The sequence below is a fragment of the Gaetbulibacter sp. M240 genome, from assembly GCF_043876815.1.
In the GTDB taxonomy this organism is placed as follows: domain Bacteria; phylum Bacteroidota; class Bacteroidia; order Flavobacteriales; family Flavobacteriaceae; genus Gaetbulibacter_A.
Map to the genome: position 1 here is coordinate 19,442 of NZ_JBAWKA010000007.1, position 12,122 is coordinate 31,563.

The following is a 12,122-nucleotide window of genomic DNA, read 5'->3' on the forward strand; positions in this document are numbered from 1 at the left end:
AACTGACATACAAGTCCCGATTATTTACTAATTAAACATTTAAACTATGAAAAATTTTTACTTCTCATTACTATTAATTCTTAATTCTATTTTTCTGATTGCACAGAATAATGATTTCAACAATGGCGGAGGTGACCTTTTGTGGTCTAACACTGCTAATTGGTCTCTTTTGGAAGTGCCAACAACTTCAAATACCGGTCAAGTTCGGTTGCCATTACTCGTAGAGTCTTTAGTTGATCTAGACGTAACCATAAAGAAGATCCAAACCACCTTTGCGCTCGCAGGGGATGTTTCAGTGGCTGGGGCAAATACCTTAACGGTTAACCCGGGAGTGGCAAATGAATTTGGTATCACAAATGTTTCCAATAACGACATTAAACTTTCATTTAAAGGTTTCGTTGAGGTTAATAATCCAGCTGGTTTTACTTACATAGAAAACGCCAATGGCGCATCAAATTCTATAGAGTTCGCATCGGGTTCAACCCTAACCTTAACCACCAATTTAAGTACCGATCAAGGTTCTAACAATGCCGGTTTTATTTTTAACGGAACGTTAGCAGGTAACGGCAACCTACGTTTTGGTGCAAATACTTCCGCTACTTTTGGTAGTACTTCTTCAAACTCAGGATACACCGGACAAATAGTTTTTTTAGCAAATTCTTCAGCAACCGTTAATACTGCAGATAATACTATTTTTTATGAAGGGCCTAAAATTCAAGTTAATGGTAACTCATCCATTGAATTAAATGGGGCTAATGTTTTTGCGAGCGGTATCACAGTTGGAGGCACGAATACTTTTACGCTAACCGCTAACGCCAATCAAAATAACATGAGTTCTATCATTTTTCAAGGTGGTGGAACGCTTAATATTGTTGTAGGAGCTGGCGTTTCAGACCTAACATTCGCCGATAATTCAGCGTCAGATTGGAGTACGGGAACTGTTAATATTACAAATTATACAGAAGGTGTCATTCGTTTTGGAACTAGCAATACAGGATTAACCACAGACCAGTTAGCACAAATTTCAGCAGATAATGGCGGTGCTCCTTTAGCTTTAGATAATAATGGTTATTTGGTTAATGAAAGCTCATTATCTGTAGATGATTTTGACTCCGAACTTAGTAAGCCAATTGCTTATCCTACATTGGCCACAGACAAATTGTATTTTAGAACACCTCAAAAAGACGTGCAAATTATAAGTTTAAATGGTAGTGTTTTGCTAAGCAAAAAAATTGAAAACCAATTAGAGATTACGGTGGACAATTTATCACCGGGGCTTTATTTTATTGTTTTCGATAAGCAGAATGTTCAAAAGTTCGTTAAACAATAATATTAGTTTTTGATGACTCCCAAGAGGTTATTATTAGTTTTTCTTTTGCTGTTTTTGGTGAACTGGGATAGTTATTCTCAGCTTCAACCTGCTCCATCTTTCTTTAGAATTCCAAGAGAGGCTCCTCTAGTTGATTTGAACACCACTCAAACCATACTGGTTTCAGATTACGGTGCTGTAGTTAATGATGGCACTAATGACATTTCAGGAATAACAGCGGCCATACAGGCCGCTGTAAACCTGGCTACGGAGGCAAGCCCTGTTAGACTAGTTTTTGAAAATGGCACTTACGATTTAATGCCACCCAGCGGTTCCCATGCGCTAAGTATGACTGATGCCGAAAGTGTGTTATGGGATGGACAAGGTGCTGAATTTTTAATTCACGATCCAGCCATTGGTTTTTTACGTTTGTTGCGATGCACAAATACCATCATAAAAGACATTTCAGTTGATTACGCCACCCTGCCCTTTACCCAGGGAAAAATAACCAATATTGATTTCAATAATGGCTTTTTTGATTTTGAGGTAGATGCTAATTTCCCATTACCCACAGAAAATTATTTTTCTAACGCTTCTCAAGCTTGGGGAATGATCAAAAATATTAAAGGCGGGATAAAAGAGGGCACAGCAAACTTGATCCCTTTTACAGGTTTCTCCGCAGTTGGTCCGAATACATTCAGAACCTTTCAGTCAAGCCCATATATGACTGGGATAGAAGTAGGCGATTACTTTGTTCAAATAGCACGAAATAATGGTTCAACAATCATTTTAAACAATCTTGGAAAAAATGTTACTTACATGAATGTAACAGCTTATGCCAGTCCTGCCGGGGGATTTAATGCCCGGGATTGTGAAGCCTGGCATGTTTTAGATTCTCATATTAAACTTAAAGCAGGACGAGTACATTCCATAAATGCTGACTGTTTGCATATTAATGGTGGAAAAATTGCGCCTTGGGTTGAAAACTGCACTTTTGAAGGTTTTTCAGATGATTGCGTAAACCTAAAATACACTAAAAGAGTCATTAAAGAGGTTCATAATGCGACTCAGATCACGGTACAATTCAGTGTAAGTGTCGGTGAAAACATGGAATTCTACAACCCCAGAGATGGCGTTTTTCTTGGCAGTGCTACCGTTGAAAATGTAGAAAACCTCGGGAGCAATCTATTTAAGCTCACCTTATCAAATGCGGTGAATATAACCACGATAACAGATCCCGATCATCAACTGGCAGATAAGGCTTATGTAGAAAGCAGATCGAACGATTCCTTCATATTTCGTAATAATATCATCAGAAACTCACGAAGGTATGGTATTTTAATACAAAGTAAATATGCCTTAATCGAGAACAATCTTTTTCAAAATTTAAGTAGCTCCGGTATTACCATTGAAAATGGTGTGGATTGGGGTGAAGGCTTTAGGGCTACAGAAATAGAAATAAGAAACAATACTTTTGACAATTGTGGTTTTGATACATCCTATATCTCGGATGAGAATTCAGCAGCCATCAAAATTGATTTTTTAAAACTTGGAAGCCCATGCTCTGTAAACGATACCTGGTGTGGTACGCAAACCACCAGTTGGAAGGCACATAGTAATATTCGAATTATTGACAATACCATACTTTACAATAACAAAGGGTTGTATCTTAAAAATATTGATGGTTTATCACTCCAAAATAACTTTATCTGTCATAGAGATGAAGATATTACTTTGGGGAATAATGAAACGCCAGTGGCTCAAACCATCCTAAATTCTAGTAACGTTAGTGTTGCAGATTACCAATACACTTTACCAGAACCAAATATCCACTTTTTGCTTAATGAAGATCCCGGTGCCCTGGAATTGGTAAATTCTGGAACCGATACCAGTGTTGGTTTAGAAATTATTAATCAAGGAGGGGAAATCATTCAAGGTTTTTCGGATGAGGAAATTGGCTATGCCTTTAAAATAAATACAGCAAACAATGGCCGCCTTCGTTTTGAAAATACAGCAGATGGCTCGCCTTTTCCTGGACCGGTAGGAGGAGCCGCAAGAACATATGCTTTTTGGTTCAAACCGGAAACATCTGTTTTTCAAACCCTACTTTACAGTGGCGGTCCAACTGATGGCGAAGTTTTTGTTGTTCAAATGCAATCGAATGGTGTTTTAAGAGTAACCGACAATAACCAAAATATTGTTAGGATGGATGATTTGCCGATTGATATTGGGCAATGGAACCATGTTGTGATTTCGGTTCCGGAGAATAATTCCTTTTCTAGTATTCAACTCTATAAAAATGGAGTGCCCTCCTCGGAAACGTATATCGGCGTTGATGTATTACTTAATACGGCTAGTAACAGTATTGATTTCTTTCCGAGATTTAACGGATTGGCTAGCGATATAAGATACTTTGATTATAAATTATGTAGTGGTGAAGTAGAACGTATTTATAACGATAGGCAGAATACCCTTTCAACTGAATTTGAACTCAATAATAAGACCAATAAAATTGTTGTTTATCCAACCATGGTATCCAACACTATTTATTTTAGTAAGCCTGTTACCTCGGTGAAAATATGCAATCTTCTCGGTCAAATATTTACTGAAGTAAAGTATTCTAACCTTACAGAACTAAATTTATCTGATCTACCCTCCGGAATGTACATCCTTCAACTAAACAATATTCAAACTGAAAAAATTTATAAAAAATGAAAAAATTATTTTCAACTCTAATAGTATTATTAATTTTTGGTTTTTTTGCTCAAGCACAGTATCAGTTTAATTTACCTGACCATTTTAGAACGCAAAGAAACCTGCCCCTTATTGATATGCCAATTTCAATGAATGTTAATTTGAGAGATTTTGGGGCTATTCCAAATGATGGGGAAGATGACGTTCCCGGCATCATGAAGGCTTTAAACTTTTGCAAAAAGATCACTCGAACAGGAGCGACCGGGATTAGGTTAGTATTCGAAAAAGGAACTTATGACCTTTATGGCGATGATAACCCTAAAAAAACACATATTATTTATCTCGCTGATGCTAAAAACCTGACCATTGATGGTAATGGTGCAGAGATTATTGTTCATGATCCTTTAAAAGGTTTTTTCTCAGTATTTAAAAGTGAGAATATTATCGTAAAAAACTTTTTTATTGATTACGATCCTCTTCCTTTTACGCAAGGAAAAATTACCAAGGTCGATTTAAAAGAAAGATATTTTGAACTTAAAATTGATGAAGGTTTTCCTAGTTTAAATGAAAACATGTTTCAGGTAGCATCGCGTGTTTGGGGTATGCTCATGGATCCCAAGATGCCAGGGAAATTAAAAGATGGGGCGCCAAATCTTTTTGCAACTAAAGAATTTGAACAATTGTCGCCCGGGCTTTTTAAGGTAAATTTAAAAGCTATCAATCTTCTAAAATCTATGGAAGTTGGTGACTTATATGTGCATCTGGCCAGAACCAATGGCTTGAGTGTTTTTAAATCTGGGAATAGTAAAAATATCACCTATTTAGAAAACACCAATTACTCCAGCCCGGCGGGGAGTTACAATGCCTTTAATATGGAGGAATGGAATATTATAGGAGCTCAGATATTATTAAAGCCCGGTAGAATTCATAGTGCCAACGCTGATTGTGTTCATGTTAACGGAGGTAAATTTGGGCCCTGGATTCAAAATTGCCTTTTTGAAGGTTACAGTGATGATGCTATTAATTTAAAATCTTCAAAGAGGAATATATTAAAGCAAATATCTCCTACTGAATTGGTTGTAAAATTCAACGTGGCCAAAGGCGATATCATTAGGATTTATAACCCAAGGGAAGGTAAACTTTTAGGTACATTTAAAATTGTCGATAGAAGCCCTCTGGATAAAGGTATGGTGCAAATAACGCTAGATAAACCCTTGGAAGAAACCTTGCAGGTAGGCGATACAAAAAAGCATGATATTGCCTATATTGATACGGAATCAAACGAATCTTTCGTTATTAGAAACAATACCTTCAGAAATGCACGGCGATATGGTATTTTATTACAGAGTTCCTATGGTATCATTGAGCGTAATTTATTTAAAAACCTCAGCCAATGTGCTATTTCTATGAACAATGGGGTTGATTGGGGTGAAGGTTTCGTGTCTCATAATATTACCATTAATCAAAATATCTTTGATAACTGTGGCTATGACGATACTTATTTTAAAGACTATAATGCCGCAGCGGTGCGTTTAAGAGTTACAAAATTAAAAAACCCCGAGGCGAAAGGAAAATGGAGTGGTGTTGCAACTGCAGACTGGCAAGGATTAGAAAATATTAAAATCACAAATAACACCTTCCTTTATAACAAAAGGGCCTTGTCTATTGAGTGCACAGTAAATACTGTTATAACAGGAAACAAATTCATTAGAAATCTAAAGGACCTTTCTGATGAATATGAAATTCTATTAAAAAACAACAATACAAACTTGGTTTTCGAGAACTAAGTGGAACAGTAGAAATTAAATCATTTTCTATTTTATGAAGAACTTAAAATTTTATTTTACTGTGCTTTCTTTAGCATTAGGTAGTAGTATTTTATTCGCCTGTCAGTCAAAAGAAACAGAACCCGTAAAAAAGCCAAATATTCTATTTTGCCTAGCCGATGACGCCACCTGGAAACATATGAGTGCTTACGGTACAGATTGGATTAATACACCTGCCTTCGATAGCATTGCGGGTCAAGGTTTACTCTTTAATAATGCCTATACCCCAAATGCAAAATGCGGCCCTTCCAGATCCATTATTTTAACCGGAAGAAATACCTGGCAACTTGAAGAAGCTGCTAACCATCTAGCTTATTTCCCAACCAAATTCAAAACGTATCCTGAAGCTCTTTCTGAAAAAGGATACCATGTAGGTTATACAGGTAAAGGTTGGGCTCCCGGAACCTCTTTGAATGAGGATGGCAGCAAAAGGGAACTCCTTGTAAAAGCCTATAATAAATTAAAAACGGAACCACCAACCAAAGGAATCTCTAACGTTGACTACGTTGAAAACTTCAGGAGTTTCTTGGATCAAAAAAATCCTAATGAACCATTCTGCTTCTGGTATGGCGGGCATGAACCTCACAGAAGTTACGAGTATGGTACAGGCGTAAGTGTTGGTAATAAAAAATTATCTCAATTAGATTCCGTTTTCCCGTATTGGCCACAATCAGAGGTGGTGAAAAACGATGTTTTAGATTATGCTTTTGAGCTCGAATATTTTGACAAACAGTTGAATGCCATGCTCACGGTTTTAAAAGAGAGAGGAGAATTGGACAACACTATTATCGTTGTGACATCCGATAACGGTATGCCTTTTCCACGAGTAAAAGGATTAAGTTATGAGCATTCTAATCATTTACCGCTTGCCATTATGTGGAAAAATGGTATTAAAAACCCCGGGAGAAAAATTGAAGATTATGTGACTTTTGCCGATTTTGCAGCCACATTCATAGATTTGGCGGGATATGATGCAAAAGAAATTGGCATGCACCCTGTTCAGGGAAAAAGTTTAAAACAATTTTTTGATTCTGATAAGGAAGATCTTATTCAACCGGAGCAAGATTATGTCCTTCTTGGACAGGAAAGACATGATGTGGGAAGACCCAATGACGTAGGCTATCCTGTTAGAGGCATTGTGAAAGAAGGATTTATGTATCTATTAAATTACGAGAATGATCGATGGCCGGCCGGAAATCCAGAAACAGGTTATACAAATACCGATGGGAGCCCAACCAAAACTGAAATCCTGGAACTTAACCGAAGTGGTACAAACACGGGGTATTGGGATTTAAATTTTGGAAAACATCCAAAAGAAGAATTATTTCAAATTAGTAAAGACGAAAATTGTTTGATCAATTTGGCAGAAAATGAAGAATTTCAAAGCATCAAAGCGCAATTAAAAAGCTTATTAGAATCAGAATTAAAAGCCCAAAATGACCCTAGAATGTTTGGGAATGGCTTCATATTCGACAATTATCCACCAGACCGAAATGCCCATTTTTATGAGAAATATATGAATGGGGAAGATGTAAAAGCCGGTTGGATTAATAAGTCTGACTTTGAAAAGAAAAAGAGCTGAAAATTTCTAAAAATACATAAACCATCACCTAGACAAAAAGGTGATAAAACTTTTAGTACCGAGTTTAGTTTTAACGTCCTGTGATCTCCGTTTTTGATTTCAGGGCGTTTTATTTTCACTTTTATAATGTAACTTGTGGCAAAAAATAACATGAAATTCTTTTTTATTTATCTAAGTTTCCTTTTCGCTGTTCAATTCAATTATGGCCAAAACATCATAAAACTTTGGACGGAAAACATCCCAAATCAAAGAGAATCAGAAGAGGTACAGTTAGATGAAGTAACAGATAAACTACGCATTTTTAATGTTCAGGATCCAACGCTCGAGGTGTATTTACCATCAAAAGGAATGCGTAACGGCATGGCTATGATTATTTGTCCAGGAGGCGGATATCGCAATTTAAGTTACCACTTCGAGGGTACGGACTTTGCTAAATTTTTAAATTCAAAAGGTATTGCTACTTTCGTGCTGAAGTACCGTTTACCCGATTCAAAATCACTTGTTATACGGCATCAGGCACCGCTTCAGGATGCTCAGCGTGCTATTAGATACATTCGCTTTAATGCGAATAAATATGATATAAATCCGAATAAAATTGGAATCATGGGTTTTTCTGCCGGAGGCCATTTAGCGTCTACTCTGGGAACTCATTACGATCGTGAAGTGTACAAGGCTGCGAGCGCCATGGATTCCATTAGTGCCCGCCCCGATTTTTTGGCTTTAGCTTATGCAGTGATCACCATGAAAGATCCTCATGCCCACAAAGGCTCACGACGTAATTTATTGGGAAATACACCCACTCCGGAATTAATTGATTTTTATTCCAATGAAACTAAGATAGACGCCAACACCCCACCCACTTTTCTTGTTCATGCCTCAAATGATTCAAGTGTTCCCGTAATCAACAGTATTCTATTTTATGAAGCTTTACAAAAAAACGGTGTATCTGCTGAAATACATATTTATCCTGAAGGTGGTCATGGTTTTGGTTTGGCTTTAAAGAATGGGTATTTGCAGACCTGGACCGATCGTCTTGTAGATTGGTTGGAAGGTTTGAATTCCGGTGCCAAAGACTAATTCTGGTGATTGAATATATTTTCAGACTACTAAACCAAAAATTTCATTAATTAGGTAAATAAGAATATACGATTATTTGTTTCCATTGAATTTTTTTTATTTTTATACTATATTGTAAATCAACGTTATAACAATACAGCTAATTTTTAAAATTAAAATTACCAATGAAAAAACATCATTTACCAAAACTGTTTTTAACTGTGATCTTTATCTCTTTGTGGAGTTGTCAGGAGACTAAAATTGAATCCGGAACAGAATATTCCAATACGATCAAAGAAATCATTGAAACCAAAAATTCCAAATTACAAACCTGGTATGCCCAGGGTATGATTGATTCGGTAGCCGCCCATTTTGCAGACGATTGTATTCAAATGCCTCCACACCAGCCACCAATTATGGGTGTTGAAAATTTTAAAAAAGTCTGGAAAGAAAATACTCAAATGGGAACCTGGAACTTTGATTTAAAAACCAACGATGTAAAAGCCAGTGGTGATCTTGCTGTAGAGTATGGCTCCTATATTCTAACATTTAGTCCTAACCAAAAATCTCTTATACCTGCTATGGATGATAAAGGTAATTACGTGGCCGTATGGGAACGCATCAATGACGATTGGAAAATTGTTTGGGACGCCCCCACCCCAACTACACCTATGGAATTACCTCCTGCCATGGATTCTATACCAAAGTAACCGTTTTTATGTAAATAAGAATTTTAGAAAACACTGTTGACAGTTTATCAATTAAGGGTTAAAATAAGCAAAAAGGGAACCTTAAAAAATTTAGAAATTAGGCTATCTTTATAACACCGAAAAAACCTGATTTAATTCAAAATATTAAATCCCATGATTGCTCATACCCCGGAACCACCCTATTACGCCGTGATTTTTAGCACCATCCGTACCGAGGGTGATCGTGGATATTCTGACATGGCGGCGCTCATGGAGGAATTGGCCCAAAAACAAAAAGGCTATTTAGGTATAGAAAGTGCAAGAACCCAAATGGGTATTACCGTGTCTTACTGGAAAGATCTGGAATCCATAAGAAGCTGGAAACAGCATACAGAACATGTGATTGCTCAAAAAAAAGGAAAAGCCATTTGGTACAGCAAATATAAATTGCGAATTGCCAAAGTAGAAAGAGACTATGGTTTTGAGGAATAAAAATACTAGGGAAATATTATGGGAGCACATCCGCTTAACTTAGCCCTTCGCTTCATGCTGGAAATAATAGCCTTGGTTGCTCTTGGATTATGGGGTTGGGACTACGGCTCAGAAAGGTATCAATATTTTTTAGCCGGAGGACTTCCGGTAACCTTTTCTTTGATTTGGGGAATATTTAATGTTCCTAACGATCCGAGCAGATCTGGTAAAGCTCCGGTTATTGTTCCTGGATACCTCCGTTTATTAATAGAATTGTGTTTGTTTGGACTTGCTGTTTGGGCACTCTTTAACCTCGATTATACGAAGTTTGGCTTTGCTTTTGGCGGTGTTCTTATACTTCATTACATAATCTCCTATGATCGTGTTAAGTGGCTGCTTTCAACAAAAGACAATAACATTTGAAAGAAACAAAGTAGTATCAGGTTACCGCCCTCTCATGTAACAAGAACTTTCCTATATTTGTTACACAACCATGGCAAAACTATTTAATACCATTCGTAGAAAACTTCTAACTGAAAACCGCTTTAGCAAGTATTTACTATATGCGATAGGTGAAATAATTCTAGTAGTTATTGGAATTTTAATCGCCTTAAACATTAATAATTGGAATGAAAAAAGAAAAATTTCGGAATTAGAAACTCGGGTCCTAAACGAAATTTCTGAGGATCTTGCTGACGATATGCGCTCGCTTCAAAATGATGTCAACTTAAATCAAGAAGGGCTTAAAAGTATAGAAAGGATAAAACGGGCCTTAGCTTCTAACCAACTCATAACAGATTCTCTGGCATTAAAATTTGGTCAACTCGCATTTAATACCACATACACCTTAAAGTTTAGTGGTTATAAAAACCTATCAAATCTGGGTTTTCAAATACTGGCTGAAGATTCGATTAGAAAGACCATAACCAACCTCTATGAAATGCATTATAGTTTTTTAAAGGAACGCGAAAAAACAACCAAAAATGCAACTTATGAGCATTTGAAACCAAAGCTCATGACCTATTTCAAAGCCATTAAAATAAGTGATGATATAGGAGATTTAATTTCACCTGAAAGATACTATTATCCCAAGGATTTTGAAGCTTTAAAAACCGACCCTGATTTCCAGCTTTTACTAGACATTTCAAAAGAGACGAAATACTTTAACCTATTCGACCTAAAGTTTGTTATGGGTCCTATCCAGAACACAAAAGAACTCATCGATGCGTATCTTAAGGAAAAATCAAACAAATCAGAATGAGGGTTTTAAAATGGATTTAAGAGTATTTAATTCTAAAATTAAAACTAGAAGTTTAGTCTTCGAATAAAGCCTTTAACTCCTCGATTCGCTTCTCTTTATTTGGCTGCCTATTTGTTTTAGCAAACTCAGTGTGATATGAGTGCGAGGTTAAAAATTTTATTTGCAGTTTATTCCAGTCGTCTTGATTATCAACTACTCCCGCGAACTTTAATTCTTTGTACAGTTTTTCGCCAATATCATAAAAGTCTCGCCTGCCAAGATAATCCAGATCAGCATCACAAATAATTCGCTCCATTTCCGTTTTAGGAGATTGCGGAATTTTGGTGGCCATTATTAAGTCCTGAACAATTTTGATCTCTTCTTCAGTATAGCCAAACTGAGGCATTAATTCCTTGGCTATTTCCGCACCTTTAGCTTCATGCTCAATTTTTGTACGCGTAAAGCCAATATCGTGAAGCAATGCACCTATACGTAGCAAATTTCCATTAATTTTATCTATTTCATGTCTGCGGATATACCGGTTTACAACGTAAAGAACATCTAAAATATGTCCGATATCATGGTAATACAGTTCTTCAGGTAATTCTGTGTTGAGAATTTCCAATGCTTTTTGCCGAAGTCTTATATATCTATTCATCTTAATAATTTGTATTGAGTGCTTAGCTTAAATTGGTTTTATTACCCAGTAGATCATGACGGAAATGAAAAAAATAATGCTTAAACCAAAATAATTCATGGACTTTCGGATCGACCTGAATTTGGCGTCAATAATAACGCATTCAACATGAATTTGTTCTGCTAATTGTTGAAATAATTTTTTCTCATCAGTACAAACATCTATTAATTTTTTAGTGTATTCTTTAATACCTCCAAAGGCATTTGCCGCATCTCCAAAAAAGAAAACGTTCTTATCATATTTCATCTCAATTTGGGGTTTAAAGCATATAAAGCAGTAAAAGATTGAAATTAAAACGCTAATGAACCATAAAACAGAAAGAATAATAGCTATGTAACTAGAGGTTAAAATGGGCTCAAAACGATCGAAACGATCAAAGATAAGACCCAAAACTAAACTATGGAAAGAAAAAATAATACCAGCTTTTATTTCGGAAGCTCTAATCAATTTTTCTAAACGTTCCAATTGTTCCCAATAATTATTTGGATCATTTATAAGCTCATTGGATTCATTCTTTTCTTCCATCCTTTAAGATTTATTTAACATAAATGTACGATA

11 protein-coding genes are annotated in these 12,122 nt (G+C 36.2%); 9 read left to right on the top strand and 2 right to left on the bottom strand.

All coding sequences use genetic code 11. The annotated features are described in order from the left end of the window. Positions 1-46 precede the first annotated feature (46 nt). The 9 genes from V8G61_RS14925 to V8G61_RS14965 all read left to right on the top strand — a co-directional run bounded on the left by V8G61_RS14925 (position 47) and on the right by V8G61_RS14965 (position 10,888). Positions 47-1,330 (top strand): T9SS type A sorting domain-containing protein, encoded by a 1,284-nt coding sequence (locus V8G61_RS14925; RefSeq protein ID WP_394876695.1) that lies wholly within the window; start codon positions 47-49, stop codon positions 1,328-1,330. 12 nt (positions 1,331-1,342) lie between these two features. Further along, positions 1,343-4,024: a LamG-like jellyroll fold domain-containing protein gene (locus tag V8G61_RS14930; RefSeq protein ID WP_394876696.1), complete on the top strand. Its 2,682-nt coding sequence runs from the start codon at positions 1,343-1,345 to the stop codon at positions 4,022-4,024. After that, positions 4,021-5,790, top strand: a complete 1,770-nt coding sequence (locus V8G61_RS14935; protein WP_394876697.1) for a right-handed parallel beta-helix repeat-containing protein — start codon at positions 4,021-4,023, stop codon at positions 5,788-5,790. Before V8G61_RS14930 ends, V8G61_RS14935 begins: the two co-directional genes overlap by 4 nt. 34 nt (positions 5,791-5,824) lie before the next feature. Next, positions 5,825-7,411: a sulfatase gene (locus V8G61_RS14940; RefSeq protein ID WP_394876698.1), complete on the top strand. Its 1,587-nt coding sequence runs from the start codon at positions 5,825-5,827 to the stop codon at positions 7,409-7,411. A gap of 150 nt (positions 7,412-7,561) precedes the next feature. After that, positions 7,562-8,488, top strand: coding sequence for an alpha/beta hydrolase (locus V8G61_RS14945; RefSeq protein WP_394876699.1), 927 nt, complete (start codon positions 7,562-7,564; stop codon positions 8,486-8,488). 164 nt (positions 8,489-8,652) lie between these two features. After that, positions 8,653-9,177 (top strand): YybH family protein, encoded by a 525-nt coding sequence (locus V8G61_RS14950; protein WP_394876700.1) that lies wholly within the window; start codon positions 8,653-8,655, stop codon positions 9,175-9,177. 153 nt (positions 9,178-9,330) lie between these two features. Continuing rightward, positions 9,331-9,648: an antibiotic biosynthesis monooxygenase family protein gene (locus tag V8G61_RS14955; RefSeq protein WP_394876701.1), complete on the top strand. Its 318-nt coding sequence runs from the start codon at positions 9,331-9,333 to the stop codon at positions 9,646-9,648. A gap of 18 nt (positions 9,649-9,666) precedes the next feature. Beyond that, on the top strand, positions 9,667-10,050 hold the full coding sequence (locus tag V8G61_RS14960; protein ID WP_394876702.1) for a YrdB family protein: 384 nt from the start codon (positions 9,667-9,669) through the stop codon (positions 10,048-10,050). A gap of 70 nt (positions 10,051-10,120) precedes the next feature. Then, complete coding sequence (locus V8G61_RS14965) at positions 10,121-10,888, top strand: DUF6090 family protein (protein WP_394876703.1); 768 nt, start codon at positions 10,121-10,123, stop codon at positions 10,886-10,888. A gap of 52 nt (positions 10,889-10,940) precedes the next feature. On the opposite strand, the gene V8G61_RS14970 is transcribed toward V8G61_RS14965, so the two are convergent. Next, positions 10,941-11,525 carry an HD domain-containing protein gene (locus V8G61_RS14970; RefSeq protein WP_394876704.1) on the bottom strand — a complete coding sequence of 195 codons (585 nt, stop codon included), beginning with the start codon at positions 11,523-11,525 and terminating at the stop codon, positions 10,941-10,943. A 27-nt stretch (positions 11,526-11,552) separates the two neighbouring features. Continuing rightward, positions 11,553-12,089, bottom strand: coding sequence for a Pycsar system effector family protein (locus tag V8G61_RS14975; protein ID WP_394876705.1), 537 nt, complete (start codon positions 12,087-12,089; stop codon positions 11,553-11,555). Positions 12,090-12,122: the final 33 nt, after the last annotated feature.